This is a genomic window from Rhizobium sp. Root1334, assembly GCF_001426665.1.
Classification (GTDB): domain Bacteria; phylum Pseudomonadota; class Alphaproteobacteria; order Rhizobiales; family Rhizobiaceae; genus Pararhizobium.
This window is the reverse complement of record NZ_LMEY01000032.1, coordinates 55,415-72,315: the sequence shown is the minus strand read 5'-3', so window position 1 is coordinate 72,315 and position 16,901 is coordinate 55,415. Positions and strand designations below refer to the sequence as shown.

Annotated in this window: 13 protein-coding genes; 11 read left to right on the top strand and 2 right to left on the bottom strand. The window is 59.4% G+C overall.

The window, feature by feature from the left end:
- The first annotated feature begins 7 nt into the window (after positions 1-7).
- From nuoL to ASD36_RS29345, 10 genes are all read left to right on the top strand, one after another.
- Positions 8-2,005 (top strand): NADH-quinone oxidoreductase subunit L, encoded by a 1,998-nt coding sequence (gene nuoL, locus ASD36_RS29390; protein WP_060502127.1) that lies wholly within the window; start codon positions 8-10, stop codon positions 2,003-2,005.
- On the top strand, positions 2,005-3,516 hold the full coding sequence (locus tag ASD36_RS29385) for an NADH-quinone oxidoreductase subunit M (protein WP_060502126.1): 1,512 nt from the start codon (positions 2,005-2,007) through the stop codon (positions 3,514-3,516). The genes nuoL and ASD36_RS29385 overlap by 1 nt, the downstream gene beginning before the upstream one ends.
- An 18-nt stretch (positions 3,517-3,534) precedes the next feature.
- Entirely contained in the window at positions 3,535-4,977 is a 1,443-nt protein-coding gene (gene nuoN, locus ASD36_RS29380; protein ID WP_060502125.1) for an NADH-quinone oxidoreductase subunit NuoN, read from the top strand.
- Entirely contained in the window at positions 4,974-5,741 is a 768-nt protein-coding gene (locus ASD36_RS29375) for a biotin--[acetyl-CoA-carboxylase] ligase (RefSeq protein WP_060502124.1), read from the top strand. The genes nuoN and ASD36_RS29375 overlap by 4 nt, the downstream gene beginning before the upstream one ends.
- Positions 5,742-5,776: 35 nt before the next feature.
- Positions 5,777-7,444 carry a ribonuclease J gene (locus ASD36_RS29370; RefSeq protein ID WP_060502123.1) on the top strand — a complete coding sequence of 556 codons (1,668 nt, stop codon included), beginning with the start codon at positions 5,777-5,779 and terminating at the stop codon, positions 7,442-7,444.
- Positions 7,445-7,464: 20 nt separating this feature from the next.
- Positions 7,465-7,869, top strand: a complete 405-nt coding sequence (gene mce / locus ASD36_RS29365) for a methylmalonyl-CoA epimerase (protein ID WP_060502122.1) — start codon at positions 7,465-7,467, stop codon at positions 7,867-7,869.
- Positions 7,870-7,998: 129 nt separating this feature from the next.
- Entirely contained in the window at positions 7,999-8,268 is a 270-nt protein-coding gene (locus tag ASD36_RS29360) for a DUF1467 family protein (RefSeq protein WP_060502121.1), read from the top strand.
- A 686-nt stretch (positions 8,269-8,954) separates the two neighbouring features.
- The gene (gene proS, locus ASD36_RS29355; RefSeq protein WP_060502120.1) at positions 8,955-10,283 is read left to right on the top strand and encodes a proline--tRNA ligase; all 1,329 of its coding nucleotides are present in this window, start codon (positions 8,955-8,957) and stop codon (positions 10,281-10,283) included.
- Between the two features lie 11 nt (positions 10,284-10,294).
- Positions 10,295-11,602 carry a lipoprotein-releasing ABC transporter permease subunit gene (locus ASD36_RS29350; protein WP_060502119.1) on the top strand — a complete coding sequence of 436 codons (1,308 nt, stop codon included), beginning with the start codon at positions 10,295-10,297 and terminating at the stop codon, positions 11,600-11,602.
- A gap of 18 nt (positions 11,603-11,620) precedes the next feature.
- Positions 11,621-12,304 (top strand): ABC transporter ATP-binding protein, encoded by a 684-nt coding sequence (locus tag ASD36_RS29345; protein WP_060502118.1) that lies wholly within the window; start codon positions 11,621-11,623, stop codon positions 12,302-12,304.
- A gap of 38 nt (positions 12,305-12,342) precedes the next feature.
- On the opposite strand, the gene ASD36_RS29340 is transcribed toward ASD36_RS29345, so the two are convergent.
- Both ASD36_RS29340 and ASD36_RS29335 read right to left on the bottom strand, forming a co-directional pair.
- A complete protein-coding gene (locus tag ASD36_RS29340; protein ID WP_112834603.1) occupies positions 12,343-12,924 on the bottom strand; it encodes a hypothetical protein in 582 nt (193 codons plus the stop codon).
- 67 nt (positions 12,925-12,991) lie between these two features.
- Positions 12,992-13,225, bottom strand: coding sequence for a hypothetical protein (locus ASD36_RS29335; RefSeq protein ID WP_156393937.1), 234 nt, complete (start codon positions 13,223-13,225; stop codon positions 12,992-12,994).
- A gap of 161 nt (positions 13,226-13,386) precedes the next feature.
- Here ASD36_RS29335 and dnaE point away from each other — a divergent pair, with 161 nt between their 5' ends.
- Entirely contained in the window at positions 13,387-16,893 is a 3,507-nt protein-coding gene (gene dnaE / locus ASD36_RS29330; RefSeq protein WP_060502116.1) for a DNA polymerase III subunit alpha, read from the top strand.
- Positions 16,894-16,901: the final 8 nt, after the last annotated feature.

Here is a 16,901-nt window from a genome sequence, read left to right as displayed (position 1 = left end):
GCGGCCAATGAATACGATTATTCAAGCCATCGTCTTCCTGCCGCTGATCGGCTTCCTGATCGCGGGTCTGTTCGGCACCTCGATCGGCGCCAAGGCTTCGGAATACGTTACCACCGGCTTCATGGTTATTGTCGCAGTCCTGTCCTGGGTCGTGTTCTTCCACGTCGCGCTCGGCGAGGCGGAAATGATCAAGGTCACCGTGATGCGCTGGATCCAGTCCGGCAGCTTCGATACCGAATGGGCTTTCCGCGTCGATACGTTGACGGCCGTGATGTTCGTTGTCGTCAACACTGTGTCCTGCCTGGTCCATCTCTATTCGATCGGCTACATGCATCACGACCCGCATCGGCCGCGCTTCTTTGCCTATCTGTCGCTGTTCACCTTCGCCATGCTGATGCTGGTGACCTCGGACAACCTGCTGCAGATGTTCTTCGGCTGGGAAGGCGTTGGTCTGGCGTCCTATCTGCTGATCGGCTTCTGGTACAAGAAGCCGTCCGCCTCGGCGGCCGCGATGAAGGCGTTCATCGTCAACCGCGTCGGTGACTTCGGTTTCGCGCTCGGCATTTTCGGCGTCTTCTACCTGTTCGGCTCGATCAGCTTCGAAACCGTGTTTGCCGCTGCTGCCAGCTATCTGCCGGCCGAAGGCGCTGCTGAAGGTGGCGAAGCCGTCATCAATCTGTTCGGCATGCATCTCGACAAGGCCCATGCGATCACCGCCGTCTGCCTGCTGCTCTTCATGGGCGCTATGGGCAAGTCGGCGCAGTTCCTGCTGCACACCTGGCTGCCGGACGCCATGGAAGGCCCGACACCGGTGTCGGCGTTGATCCATGCCGCAACCATGGTGACCGCCGGCGTCTTCCTCGTCGCCCGCATGTCGCCGCTGTTCGAACTGTCGCATACGGCTCTGGTCGTCGTTACCGTCATCGGCGCGATCACCGCGTTCTTTGCGGCGACCGTCGGTCTGGTTCAGAACGATATCAAGCGCGTTATCGCCTATTCGACCTGCTCGCAGCTCGGCTACATGTTCGTCGCACTGGGAACTGGTGCCTATGGCGCTGCTATCTTCCACCTGTTCACGCATGCGTTCTTCAAGGCGCTGCTGTTCCTATGCGCTGGTTCGGTCATCCATGCCGTCGATGGCGAGCAGGACATGCGCCACATGGGCGGGCTTCGTCCGCACATCAAGTGGACCTTCTGGATGATGATGATCGGCACGCTGGCCATTACCGGTGTCGGTATCCCGTTCTCGGGGATTGGCTTTGCAGGCTTCATTTCCAAGGATATCATCATCGAGGCCGCCTACGCATCGCATTCCCCGGTTTCCGGTTTTGCATTCACGATGCTGGTTATCGCTGCCTGCTTCACGAGCTTCTATTCGTGGCGCCTGATATTCATGACCTTCTATGGCAAGCCGCGCGCTTCGCACGAAGTCATGCATCACGTGCACGAATCGCCGATGGTCATGCTGCTGCCGCTGTTCATTCTGGCTATCGGCGCGATCGCCGCCGGCATGGTGTTCGGAGGCTATTTCTACGGTCACGACTATGCCGAATTCTGGCAAGGGGCGCTGTTCACGTCGCCTGAGAACGAACTGCTGGAGCATTTCCACCACGTTCCGGCTCTCGTTGCACTGAGCCCGTTCATCGCGATGATCCTCGGCTTTGTCACTGCCTGGTACATGTATATCCGCTCGCCGGAGACGCCAAAGTACCTGGCCGAGCAGCATCGTGGTCTTTACCAGTTCCTGCTCAACAAGTGGTATTTCGACGAACTCTACGACTTCCTGTTCGTTCGTCCTGCCAAACGCATCGGCACCTTCCTGTGGAAGGAAGGCGATGGCCGGATCATCGACGGCTACGGCCCGAACGGCATCGCCGCTCGCGTCATGGACGTGACTGACCGCGTCGTTCGCCTGCAGACCGGTTACCTCTATCACTACGCATTCGTGATGCTCATCGGCATTGCGGCGCTCGTTACCTGGATGATGCTCGGGAGCTCCTTCTGATGACCGATTGGCCCATTCTCTCCGCGGTCACCTTCCTGCCGCTGGTCGGTGTTGCTCTTCTGCTTCTGACGCGTGAAGACAGCGCTTCCGGCCGCCGTAATATCCTGAACATCTCGTTGTTGACGACGATCGTTACCTTCCTGCTATCCTGCTGGATCTGGTGGAGCTTCGATAATTCGAACCCCGGCTTCCAGATGGTCGAGAAGCATGCCTGGCTTGGTACTGGCATTTCCTACCATCTCGGCATCGACGGCATTTCGATGCTGTTCGTGGTGTTGTCCGCCTTCCTGATGCCGTTCTGCGTCGTGGCCAGCTGGCTTTCGGTCGAAAAGCGCCTGAAGCAGTACATGATCGCCTTCCTCTTGTTGGAAGTGTTCATGATCGGCGTCTTCGTGTCGCTCGATATCGTACTGTTCTACGTGTTCTTCGAAGCCGGCCTGATCCCGATGTTCATCATCATCGGCGTCTGGGGCGGCAAGGAGCGCGTCTACGCGGCCTACAAATTCTTCCTCTACACGCTGCTCGGTTCGGTGCTGATGCTGCTCGCCATCATGGCGATGTACTGGCAGGCCGGTACGACAGACATTGCCGAACTGCTTGCCTATCAGTTCCCGGCGCAGATGCAGACATGGCTATGGCTGGCCTTCTTCGCCTCGTTCGCGGTGAAGATGCCGATGTGGCCCGTCCATACCTGGCTTCCCGACGCGCACGTTCAGGCGCCGACGGCGGGCTCGGTCATCCTGGCTGGTGTTCTGCTGAAGCTCGGCGGTTACGGCTTCTTGCGCTTCTCGCTGCCGATGTTCCCCTTGGCATCCGACTATTTCGCCCCCTTCGTCTTCACGCTGTCGGTCGTCGCGATCATGTACACCTCGCTGGTGGCGATGATGCAGTCCGACATCAAGAAGCTGATCGCCTATTCGTCGGTCGCCCACATGGGCTACGTGACCATGGGTATCTTTGCCGCCAATACGCAAGGCGTGCAGGGTGCGATCTTCCAGATGCTGTCGCACGGCCTGGTGTCCGGCGCGCTCTTCCTCTGTGTCGGCGTCGTCTACGACCGTACCCACACCCGCGAGATCAGCGCCTATGGCGGTCTCGTCAACAACATGCCGAAATACGCAGTGGCCTTCATGATCTTCACCATGGCCAATGTCGGCTTGCCTGGTACGTCCGGGTTCGTCGGTGAAATCACCGTGCTGCTCGGCACATTCCGGGCCAATACCTGGGTTGCGTTCTTCGCCACCACCGGCGTTATCCTGTCGGCGTGCTATGCTCTTTGGCTCTATCGCCGGGTGATCTTCGGTACACTCGACAAGGACAGCCTGAAATCGCTGCTGGATCTCTCCGGCCGTGAAAAGGCGCTGCTCTATCCGCTGATCGTGCTCACCATCTTCTTCGGCGTCTATCCGGCTCCGGTGTTCGATGCGACGGCAGCCTCCGTGGACGTGCTTATCAACAACTACACTGCGGCCGTGCAGGCAGCGCATGACGTTGCGCTTTCGGCGAATTGACGACAGGACGGGATTGAAATGACGACTGAAACATTCCTTCTGAGCCTGCACCTGTCGACCCCCGAGCTGATCCTTGCGGTCGGTGCCATGGTGTTGTTGATGATCGGCGTCTTCTCCGGCGAGAAATCGTCGGGCATGGTGACGTGGCTGGCGGTTGGCCTGCTGGCCGTTTCCGGCGCCTGGCTGGTCTGGCAGACGGGCGACGGTCAGGGTTATAACGGCGCTTTCCTCTCCGATCCGTTCGGCAAGTTCATGAAGGTGCTGACGCTGTTCGGCTCCATCGTGGCGCTGATCATGTCGGCAGGCGAGGCGCGTTCGAGCGGTATCGACCGGTTCGAATTCCCGGTGCTGATCGTGCTGGCAACGCTCGGCATGCTTCTGATGATTTCCGCCAACGACCTGATCTCGGTGTACCTGGCGCTCGAACTGCAGTCGCTGGCGCTCTACGTCGTTGCCGCGATGAACCGCGACAACCTGCGTTCGACTGAAGCTGGCCTCAAGTATTTCGTGCTTGGCGCGCTGTCTTCCGGCATGCTGCTCTATGGCATGTCGCTGGTCTACGGCTTCACTGGTCATACCGGTTTTGAAGGCATTGCCGCTGCCCTGTCGGCAGAGGGCCGCTCGCTTGGCCTGGTCTTCGGTCTCGTCTTCATTCTGGCCGGTGTTGCCTTCAAGATTTCCGCCGTTCCGTTCCATATGTGGACGCCGGACGTTTACGAAGGCGCTCCGACACCGGTGACCGCGTTCTTTGCGGCTGCTCCGAAGGTTGCCGCGATGGCGATGCTGATCCGTCTGGTGATCATGCCGTTCGAGCCGATCGTCACCGACTGGCAGCAGATCGTTGTGTTCATCTCGATTGCCTCGATGCTGCTCGGCTCGTTTGCCGCCATCGGTCAGAAGAACATCAAGCGACTGATGGCTTATTCGTCGATCGGCCACATGGGTTATGCGCTCGTTGGCCTGTCCAGCGGTTCGATGGCCGGTGTACGCGGCGTGCTGATCTACATGCTGGTCTATGTGGTCATGACGCTCGGTACCTTTGCCATCATCATGGCGATGAAGCGCAAGGACGGCAATCACGTCGAAAGCGTCGATGACCTGGCTGGCCTGTCGCAGACCAATCCCTGGATGGCGACGGTTTTGACCATCATGATGTTCTCGCTGGCTGGCATTCCGCCGCTCGCAGGCTTCTTTGCCAAGTATTTCGTGTTCATGGCGGCGATCGAAGCGCATCTCTATGCTCTGGCGATCATCGGTGTGCTCGCCTCCGTCGTCGGTGCTTACTATTATCTGCGTGTCATCAAGGTGATGTGGTTCGACGAAGCCAAAGGCGAGTTTGCCCGTCCCTCCGGCATGCTGCGTTTGGTTTACACGCTCTCGGGTCTGTTCGTTCTCGCCTATGTGTTGATCGGTGGACCGATCGGTACGGCGGCTGAAGTTGCAGCGCGGACATTCTTTTGACAGGACAGGACCGGATCGGCAGGGTTTCGATCGATCAATTCCGGCATACGGCCCTTGGCGATGTCGGATCGACGAACACGGAATGCCTGATCCGGGCGCGTGCGGGTGATCCGGGGTTTCACTGGATCACCGCCGCACGGCAGATTTCCGGTCGCGGCCGCCGCGGCCGTAGCTGGGCTTCGGAGCCGGGCAATCTCTATGCGTCGCTGCTGCTGATCGATCCGGCACCGATGGATAAGCTCCAATCACTGCCGCTCGCGGTCGCCGTGGCGGTGCACCGCGCGATACAGGCCGTGATGCCGGCAGGCTCCAACCCGGTCTCGATCAAATGGCCGAACGATATTCTGATTGCAGGCAAGAAGTGCTGCGGTATCCTCTTGGAAGGCGAGGGGCTGCCGGATGGGCACCATGCGCTGGTGATCGGCTGCGGCATCAATGTCGCGCTGGCGCCGGATCACGGGCTCTATCCGGTGACCAGTTTGCAGGCGGAAGGCGCCGGCGTTTCGCCGGACGAGCTTTTTGCCCATCTGTTCCGTAGCATGAGTGATGTGCTGAACACCTGGAATCGCGGCGAAGGCATTGCAGAGATTATTGCACAATGGCGGTCCGCAGCAGGCGGCATCGGCCAGAAGATTACAGTCAACCTGCCGGATCGCTCGCTTTCCGGCAGGTTTGAAGGCATAGATGAAGACGGCCGGTTGATGCTCGATATTGGAGCAGGCACGGTTCAGCGCATCGCCGCGGGCGATGTATTTTTTGGATAGAACCCATTTCGGGTGACATAAGGCGCAATCAATCAATGAGCAAACAAGACGAACTCGTCTTCCTGCCGCTGGGCGGAGTGGGGGAAATCGGCATGAACCTGGCCCTTTACGGCTACGGTTCGCCCTCCCATCGCCAGTGGATCATGGTCGATTGCGGCGTGACTTTCCCGGGCCTTGATCTGCCCGGCGTTGATCTCGTGCTTCCGGATATCCGCTTCCTTGCCGAAGAGCGCAAGAACCTCAAGGGCATCATCATCACCCATGCCCATGAAGACCATTATGGCGCGCTGGCCGACCTGTGGCCGGGGCTCAACGTACCGGTCTATGCCTCGCCGTTTACCGCAGGCATGCTGGAAGCCAAGCGCTCCTACGAGCGCAGCCGCGCCCAGGTGCCGATCACCATCTTCAAGGAAGGTGACCGTATCAATGTCGGTCCGTTCGAGATCGAAGCCGTCGGCGTCAACCACTCGATCCCCGAGCCGATGTCGCTGGTGATCCGCACGCCGCTCGGCAATGTCGTTCATACCGGCGACTGGAAGATCGACCATAAGCCGTCGCTCGGCCCGTTGACCGACGAGGCGCGGTTCCGCGCCATCGGCGATGAGGGCGTGCTGGCGCTGATGTGCGACAGCACCAACGCGATGCGCGATGGCGTATCGCCCCAGGAAGAGGAGGTTTCGGCCAGCCTCACCAAGATCATCCAGAATGCCAAGGGACGGGTGGCAATCACCACCTTCTCGTCCAATGTCGGCCGCATCCGCTCGATCGCCAAGGCTTCGGCCGAAGCCGGCCGCGATGTGCTGCTGCTCGGCAGTTCGATGAAGCGCGTCTGCGATGTCGCCCGCGATGTCGGTCTGATGGAAGGATTGAACCCGTTCATCGCCGAAGACGAGTTCGGTTACATCCCGCGCGACAAGGTCGTGGTGATCCTGACCGGCAGCCAGGGCGAATCCCGCGCGGCACTCGCCAAGATCTCGCGTGACGAGATGCGCAACGTCGCGCTGACGGCCGGCGATACCGTGGTGTTTTCCTCGCGGGCCATTCCCGGCAACGAGAAGGCCATCAACGACATCAAGAATGGTTTGATTGAACAAGGCATCCACATCGTCACCGATAACGAAGCCTTGGTGCATGTCTCCGGCCATCCCCGCCGCAACGAGTTGCAGCAGATGTACCAGTGGACGCGTCCGCAGATGCTGGTGCCGGTTCATGGTGAAGCCGCACATCTGACGGCACAGGCCGAGCTTGGCCTTCAGTCCGGCATCAAGACTGTCCCGCGTGTTCGCAACGGCGATATTCTCCGCCTTGCACCGGGACCGGCGTCCGTCATCGGCGAAGCGCCGCACGGCCGGATCTACAAGGACGGCAGCCTGATCGGTGACTTCGAGGAGATGGGGATCGGCGAGCGCCGCAAGCTGTCCTTCGCCGGCCATGTCGCGGTGAACGTTCAGCTTGACGCGCGCTACGATTTCGCCGCCGATCCGATCGTCGTTCCGATCGGCTTGCCCGAGTTTGACGATGAGGGCGAAGACATGAACGATACGCTCTATGACGCGGTGCTGGGTGCCGTCGAAAGCATCCCGCGCGGCAAGCGCAAGGATATCGCCATGGTGACGGAAGCGGTACGCCGGGCCATCCGTGGCACGGCTAATGACGTCTGGGGCAAGAAGCCAGTCGTCACCGTGTTTATCAATAAACTCTGATAGCGAGGAGCCGGCGTACGATGCTTGGACGTGTCAACCATATCGCGCTTGCTGTTCCGGATCTTGCCGAAGCGGTCGAGCGATACCGCTCGGTGCTCGGCGCCTCGGTGACCGAACCGGAAGCGCTGCCGGAACACGGCGTCAACGTCGTGTTCGTCACGCTTGAAAATACCAAGGTCGAACTGCTGGAGCCGCTTGGCACAGACTCGCCGATCGCAGCCTTTCTCGCGAAAAATCCGGCCGGCGGCATGCATCATATCTGCTACGAGGTTGAAGACATCCTCAGCGCGCGCGATAGCCTGATTGCTGCCGGGGGAAGGGTGCTTGGCGACGGCAATCCGAAGACCGGCGCGCATGGCAAGCCGGTGCTGTTTCTTCATCCGAAGGATTTCTTCGGCACGCTGATCGAACTCGAGCAGGTGTGACAGAAGACCGCGTGCCTGTATTTATCGGGCGCAGTATTTGTCGCGCAGAGGCGAAAGCGTTATAACGGCGCTTACACGCGCGATGCCAAGAGGTGAGACATCCATCTCCCTTCGTAACGAGAGACCCCAATGCCGATCTTTTCCACCTTCGCGATTTACTTCATCATCTGGTGGTTGTCGCTGTTCATCGTCTTGCCGATCGGCTTGCGGACGCAGGCGGAGGAGAATGAGGTGGTTCCTGGCAGCATCGAAAGTGCGCCCGCCCGTTTTCGCGCACTGCGGGTCTTTTTGATGACCTCGGTGCTTGCTGCTGTCATCCATGCCATATGGTACGTCCTGTCGGTCCGAATGGGCTACGGCCTGGACTCTATTCCGCAATTTGCACCGAAGTTCTATTGAGGCGATAACCGGCGTTGCCGCGGCTGTGATAGCGGCGGCTTACCGCCTGCATGGCCGGTGACCCGATATGCGCGCCACAGAATTGCCGCGATTCAGGCGGCATCAATTTTTTCTTCTGATGTCTTCAGTATAAAAGTCAAAAAAAAACAAGGCCAGAAGCCTTGTTCTTTAAAGTATCGCGTGATCCTTATCCGTTACCGGTGGCTGCGTGTAACCGCGCCTAAGATCTTATCCTCCCAAGACTTGACCGCGAAATCGACAAGAATTTAATCTCCCTGCCTCTTTTGTGGGCCAAAACTAGCCCAAACATTATGCGTTGTCATCCGATTTTTTTGCATTTTTGCTACACTCTAGTAAAATTTTTCCGTTGACAACTTCTGTCAAAATCCTGTTACTACCGTGCCTTTTTGACGCAGGTATTTTTGTTTTTCCGGACCTTGAAATCCTCCGTCCCTTCACCTGTTACGCCAAACAAGATGACGGGTTTTCTTCCTGCCGCGAAGCGTCTATGAACGCTTGAGCGCGGTGCATCCCCTTCTGGAATCAGCTGGCCGGATCGTCGCGGCAAACAGTCAAACGGCAGTGTCCGGTTTGCGCGCTTGACGCGTGCGCGGCCTGCAGGCTCAACGTTATTTCGCCCGATTCCAAAGATAGTGCGAAGTGCTTTTAATTTCTGGAACCTGTTCATGCGCCTGTCCCGCTTTTTCATGCCCATTCTGAAGGAAACCCCGAAGGAAGCGGAAATTGTTTCGCACCGGCTGATGCTGCGTGCGGGCATGGTGCGCCAGCAGTCGGCCGGCATCTATACATGGCTGCCGCTCGGCAAGCGGGTTCTCGACAAGGTGACCAGGATCATCCGGGAAGAGCAGAACCGCGCCGGCGCCGTCGAACTCCTGATGCCGACGCTGCAATCGGCCGAACTCTGGCAGGAAAGCGGCCGCTACGACGCTTACGGCGACGAGATGCTGCGGATCAAGGACCGCAACAAGCGCGACATGCTCTACGGTCCGACCAACGAGGAAATGATCACGGACGTCTTCCGTTCCTACGTAAAGTCCTACAAGGATCTGCCGCTCAATCTCTATCATATCCAGTTGAAGTTCCGCGACGAGCGCCGTCCGCGTTTCGGCACCATGCGCTCGCGCGAATTCCTGATGAAGGACGCCTATTCCTTCGACCTCAATCGTGAAGGCGCCGTGGACAGCTACAATCGCATGTTCGCGGCATACCTGCGCACCTTCGCACGGCTTGGCCTGCGCGCCATTCCGATGCGGGCCGATACCGGCCCGATCGGCGGCGATCTCAGCCACGAGTTCATCATCCTTGCCGATACCGGTGAATCGGAGGTCTTCTGCCACAAGCACTTCCTCGATTTCGACATTCCGGCCGACGATACCGATTTCTGGGACGCAGCCGCGATGAAGGCGATCTTCGACAAGTGGACGTCGCTCTACGCCGCCACCTCGGAGATGCACGACGAAGCCGCCTTTAACGCCATCGACGATTCCCAGAAGGTCTCGGCCCGCGGCATCGAAGTTGGCCACATCTTCTATTTCGGCACCAAATATTCCGAAGCCATGGGCGCCAAGGTTCAAGGCCCCGACGGCAAGGAGCACACGGTGCACATGGGCTCCTACGGCATCGGCCCGACCCGGCTGGTTCCAGCCATCATCGAAGCCTCGCATGACGAGAACGGTATCATCTGGCCGGCCTCGATCGCACCGTTCGACGCGGTTGTGATCAACATGAAGTCCGGTGACGAAGCCTGCGACGCGGCGTGCGAAACCATCTATGCTTCGCTCAACAAGGCAGGATTCGACACGCTGTACGACGACAAGGATGATCGCGCCGGCACCAAGTTTGCGACCGCCGACCTGATCGGCGTTCCCACGCAGATCATTGCCGGTCCACGTTCGGTGGCGAACGGCGAGGTCGAGCTCAAGGACCGCAAGACCGGCGCCCGCGAAACATTGACGATCGAGGCTGCCATCAACAAGCTGACTGCCTCGAAATAAGGGACCAGGGAATGAGCGCCGCGACGCTAGAACAGGAAAAGGCAGCGACCGCGCAGGCGCCGTCGAGCCGTCCGTTTTCCACATTCGAGCGCATGGTGGCCTGGCGCTATCTGCGCTCGCGCCGCAAGGAAGCGTTCATTTCGGTGATTGCCGGGTTTTCCTTCATCGGCATCATGCTCGGTGTGGCGACGCTGATCATCGTCATGGCTGTCATGAACGGTTTTCGCACGGAGCTGATCTCGCGTATTCTCGGCATCAACGGCCACATGATCGTCCAGCCACTGGATGGGCCGCTCGATAATTATGCCGACCTCGCGACCAAGTTTTCCGGCGTCAAGGGTGTCACCATGGCGATCCCGATGATCGAAGGCCAGATATTAGCCTCAGGCCAGGGAGGCGCCAGTACCGGTGCGCTGGTTCGTGGCGTGCGGGCTGACGATCTTGCCAAGATGAAGTCGATTTCCGAGCACATTCAGGCGGGCGATCTCGTCGGGTATGCCGCGGGAACTGGCGTCGCGATCGGCTCGCGCATGGCTCAACAGCTCGGCGTCACCGTTGGTGGTACGATCTCGCTGGTGTCGCCGGAAGGCGACATCACGCCGATGGGCGTCAATCCACGCATCAAGGCCTATACTGTCTCGGCGATCTTCGAGATCGGCATGTCGGAATATGATGCCTCGATCATCTTCATGCCGCTGGAAGAAGCACAGCTCTATTTCAATGCCGAAGGGATAGCGCAGTCGATCGAGCTGTTCGTCACCAACCCGGACCTGGTCGATGAGTTGCGCCAGCCGATCGAGGATGCGGCCGGCCGCCAGGTATTGATCAGCGACTGGCGTGATCGCAACAAGACCTTCTTCTCAGCCCTTCAGGTCGAACGCAACGTCATGTTCATGATCCTGACGCTGATCATTCTGGTGGCGGCGCTCAATATCGTCTCCGGCCTGATCATGCTGGTGAAGGACAAGGGCAGCGACATCGCGATCCTGCGCACCATGGGCGCATCGTCGGGCTCCATCATGCGGATATTCTTCATGACGGGGGCAGCGATCGGCATTGTCGGAACCATTGCAGGCGTCCTTCTAGGCGTTGTGGTTTGTCTCAATATCGAGTCCATCCGCCAGTTCTTTTCCTGGATTTCGGGAACGACGCTGTTCAATCCCGAGCTCTATTTCCTGAGTCAGCTTCCGGCCGATATGAACCTGGGTGAGACCACGTCGGTTGTCCTCATGGCCATTGGCCTTTCCTTCCTTGCCACGATCTTTCCGGCCTGGCGCGCCTCGCGCCTCGATCCGGTTCAGGCTCTGCGCTACGAATAATTGGGGATTTCAGACACGATGAATGCGCGCGTGGCATTGCAGCTTTCCGGCGTCGAACGCCATTACAGCCAGGGCGACGAAACCCTGTCGATCCTCAAGGGGGCGGACTTTTCGCTTTATGGCGGGCAGACTGTGGCGCTTGTTGCCCCGTCCGGCACCGGTAAATCGACGCTGTTGCATCTGGCTGGGCTGCTGGAACGTCCCGACGGCGGCGAAGTCCTGATCAACGGCCAATCCTGCGGCGCGCTTGGCGACGAGAAGCGCACGGCAATCCGCCGCAACGACATCGGCTTCGTCTACCAGTTCCATCATCTGCTGCCGGAATTCACGGCGATCGAAAACATCATGATGCCGCAGCTGATTGCCGGTCTTAACAAGGCCGAGGCGCGTGAACGCGCGGCCGCATTGCTGGATTACATGCGCATCGGCCACCGTGCCGAACACCGTCCCTCGGAGCTGTCCGGCGGCGAGCAGCAGCGCGTCGCCATTGCCCGCGCCGTTGCCAATGCGCCGCTGGTTCTCCTAGCTGACGAGCCGACCGGTAACCTCGATCCGGAAACCGCCGGCTATGTCTTCGAGGCATTGGAAGCATTGGTGCGCCAGTCGGGCCTGGCGGCAATGATCGCCACGCACAATTATGAACTGGCCTCCCGCATGGACCGCCGCGTCACAATCGAGGACGGCAAGGTCGTCGAGCTTTAATCTAGCCGCTGCCCGCTTTGACAGGCACCGGGCTGGCTCTATTCAAGCCCGCACATGCTTTGACCTCGATCATCCGTCCAGTCCTTGAGGAAGATCAGCTCGCCGGTGATCGCGACCGGCTTGCCGTTACGCATACCCTTGCCGGTCAATACGTTGAAATCGCAGTCCGTGGTATCATCCGGGTTGAGCGTGTCATAGGACGCATAGGTATATCCGGCGACGGCGAAATCGAAGTTGCGATAGGCAATCGTCAGCTTCTGTTCCCAGCGGTCGCGGCCGACGGAATCGTTGTGGGTGGTGATCAGGATCGAGCCGTTCGCAAGCGCAGTGATCGATGGCGCCCGTCCGACCATGGTCAGGTCTCCCCAGACCTTGTTCGGTACAACGCTCTTCAGTTTCAGCCGGCCGGTGTCGCCGTCATTGAGATAGATGTAGACTGCGTGGTCCTCGTCGCTCCCTTCGGCCGGGGCCACCAGCATGGCGAGGTCGGAGCTGCCGTCCTTGTCCCAATCGCCCGTCGCAGCGAAAGCGATCCGATCCGGGTCGATGGTTTCCGCAGCCTGCGCCGTCGTGGCAGATAGGCCGAGCAGTGCCGTCATGACGGCCAGTGACATCTTCATCAATCATCCCCCGATTTGCATTGCCGGCCAGACTAGTTGGCCTGCCTGCTGACGTCCAGATGCCGGGTTACCTTGCCGCAAAGGCGGTCAGAAAGTGTTTACCATCTCTGTTTCCTGGCAGCAGAAGATTTGCTGTTGCTGCTTGACGCATGAACAAATATGGAACAATATAAGAACATAAAGGAAAGGGAGCCAACCAATGACTGACTTCATTCGTGATCTCGCCGCTTTGACCTCCATCGCCATGTTCATCGCCAGCTTTTCGATCATTGTCATCGGGATGTAGAACGGTGCCAGGCACCGGCCATTTTCACGCATTCGCTGCCGTGTGGAAATGAAGAGGGCTAGGACTGTGGACAAGCCAAGCCCGGTTCGAAAATACTGCCGCATAGTGGATGAAAACTAGACTTCTGTGGATGGAAACGGGATATCCTGAAGCCTTCACAGGAATCGGGGTGTGCCATGGCAGATGCGGTAAACGACAAGCGGCAGGATGGTGCCGCCCCCGGTGGCGCTTCACCCCAGTTCGTGCATCTTCGCGTTCATTCCGCCTTTTCGCTTCTCGAAGGCGCTTTGCCGGTCAAGAAGATCATCGGCAAGGCCGTCGCTGATGGCCAGCCGGCCATCGGCATTGCCGATACCAACAACCTGTTTGCCGCGCTCGAATTCTCGCAGAAATGTATGGACGATGGTCTGCAGCCGCTGATCGGCTGCCAGCTTGCGATTGACATGGAAGATGAAGGCGAGGGCGAGAAGCGTGGTCATGCCCAGCATCTGGCCAAGCTGCCGGCCATCGTTCTGATCGCAGCGACGGATGCCGGTTATGTCCGGCTCGTCGATATCGTCAGCCGGGCCTATCTCGGCGGCGAAGGCAACCAGTCGGTTCGCATCGCTCTGTCCTGGCTGCAGGAAGGCGGAGCGGAAGGACTGATCGCGCTGACCGGTGCTTCGGGCGGGCCGGTCGACATGGCCTTGAAATCGGGACACCATGCGCTGGCGGAAACGCGGCTGGTGGCGCTTGCCGCGGTTTTTGGTGACCGTCTCTATGTCGAACTGCAGCGTCACGGCAAATATGATCGCCGTCAGGAAAACCGGGTCATCGATCTCGCCTACAAGCTCGAACTGCCGATCGTGGCGACCAATGAGCCGTTTTTCCCGTCGCCGGCCGAATTCGAGGCCCATGACGCGCTGATGGCTGTCGCCCACAATGCGATGGTCTCGGACGATAGCCGCTTCCGCCTGACGCCGGATCATTACCTGAAGAGCCGCAAGGACATGGCGGCGTTGTTTGCCGACCTGCCGGAGGCGCTGGACAACACCATCGAGATCGCCAGACGCTGCTCCTTCGTCTTGAAGACCCGCGGACCAATCCTGCCGCGCTTCACCGGCGCGACCGATGATCCGAAGGAAGCCGAGCGCGCCGAGGAACTTGAACTGCGTCGTCAGGCCATCGAAGGCCTGGAAGACCGGATGCAGAAGCTCGGCCTTTCGGCCGGTTATACCGAGACGGATTATCGCGAGCGGCTGGATTTCGAGCTCTCCGTCATCGAGAAGATGAAGTTTCCCGGCTACTTCCTGATCGTTGCCGACTTCATCAAGTGGGCGAAGCTTCAGGATATTCCGGTCGGGCCGGGCCGTGGCTCGGGTGCCGGCTCGCTGGTTGCCTATGCCCTGACCATCACCGACGTCGATCCCTTGCGCTTCTCGCTGCTGTTCGAGCGCTTCCTCAATCCGGACCGCGTCTCGATGCCCGACTTCGACATCGACTTCTGCCAGGACCGGCGCGAAGAAGTCATTCGCTACGTGCAGCGCAAGTATGGGCGCGAACAGGTGGCTCAGATCATCACCTTCGGATCGCTGCAGGCGCGCGCGGCGCTCCGTGACGTCGGCCGTGTGCTTGAAATGCCCTATGGCCAGGTCGATAAGATCTGCAAGCTGGTGCCGAACAACCCGGCAAACCCGACGCCTCTGTCGAAGGCCATCGAGGAAGAGCCGCGTTTCCAGGAAGAAGTCGACAAGGAGCCGGTGATCGGCCGTCTGCTCGATATCGCTCAGAAGATCGAAGGTCTTTACCGCCACGCGTCCACCCACGCCGCCGGTATCGTCATCGGTGACCGGCCGCTGTCGCAGCTGGTGCCGATGTACCGCGATCCGCGATCCGACATGCCGGTCACCCAGTTCAACATGAAATGGGTCGAGCAGGCCGGCCTCGTCAAGTTCGACTTCCTCGGCCTGAAGACGCTGACCGTGCTGAAGGTCGCCGTCGATTTCATCAGGAAGCGCAATATCGAGGTCAATCTCGAAGCATTGCCGCTTGATGACCAGAAAACCTACGAGATGCTGTCCAAGGGCGATACGGTCGGCGTGTTCCAGGTGGAAAGTGCCGGCATGCGCAAGGCGCTGATCGGCATGCGGCCCGACTGCATCGAGGACATCATCGCGCTGGTGGCGCTCTACCGTCCCGGCCCGATGGAAAACATCCCGGTCTACAATGCCCGCAAGCACGGCGAGGAAGAGATCGAATCGATCCACCCGAAGATCGATTATCTGCTGAAGGAAACCCAGGGCGTTATCGTCTATCAGGAGCAGGTGATGCAGATCGCCCAGGTCCTGTCGGGCTATTCGCTCGGTGAAGCCGACCTTCTGCGCCGCGCCATGGGTAAGAAGATCAAGGAGGAGATGGACAAGCAGCGCGCCCGTTTCGTCACAGGTGCCGTCGACAACGGTGTGTCGAAGCCGCAGTCCGATCTGATCTTCGATCTGCTCGCCAAGTTCGCCAACTACGGCTTCAACAAATCGCACGCCGCCGCCTATGCCATCGTCTCCTACCAGACGGCCTACCTGAAGGCGCATTTCCCGGTCGAGTTCCTCGCCGCGTCGATGACGCTGGATATGTCGAACACCGACAAGATCAACGACTTCCGCCAGGATGCCAGCCGGCTCGATATCGAGGTGATCCCGCCATCGGTACAGACCTCATTCCGCCGCTTCGAAACCGGCGACAACCGCATCTACTATTCGCTCGCCGCCATCAAGGGTGTCGGCGAAGCGGCCGTCGATCATATCGTTGACGTGCGCGGTGATGAGCCTTTCGCTAATCTTGAGGATTTCTGCCTGAGGATCGACCCGAAGCTTTTGAACCGGCGGGTGTTCGATAGCCTGATCTGCGCTGGTGCCTTCGATTGCTTCGGCTACGATCGGGCGGAACTGGTGGGCGGCCTCGATCGCATTCTCGGCTTCGCCCAGATCGCCCAGGCCAACAAGATCAGCGGCCAGAGCGATATGTTCGGCGCGGGTGCGGCGACTGGTCCGGAAAAGATCAACCTGCCGCCTTATTCGCCATGGCTGGCGTCTGAAAAGCTGCACCGCGAATTTCAGGTTCTGGGCTTTTATCAATCGGCCCATCCGCTCGATACCTATAACGACCTGTTGTCGAAGATCCGTGTTCAGACATTTTCGGATTTTGCTGCGTCCGTAAAAAAAGGCGCAACGGCGGGCCGTTTGGCCGGAACGGTCACGTCGAAGCAGGAGCGCAAGACCCGCACCGGCAACAAGATGGGCATCATTGCCTTCTCCGATTCAACCGGACAGTTCGAAGCTGTGCTGTTTTCGGAGGCGCTCAATCAGTACCGCGACCTGTTGGAGCCCGGAAAATCGCTGGTCATGACGGTGCAGGCCGAGGAGCGGCCGGAAGGCATCGGCATGCGCATCCAGACGCTGCAGTCGCTGGAAGAGCGGTCGCTGCAGATGCAGAAGGCGCTGCGCGTCTATGTCCGTGATAGCGGTCCGTTGCGCTCGGTCGCCACGCATCTGAATGCGCGCGGCGAGGGGCTGGTGTCGTTCATCGTCATCAAGGACAACGGCCAGCGCGAGATCGAGGTGGAATTGAACGAGCGATATCGCATCTCGCCTGAGATTGCGGCGGCGCTGAGGACCGCGCCGGGCGTCATCGATGTCGAACTGGTCTAGCGCTGGAC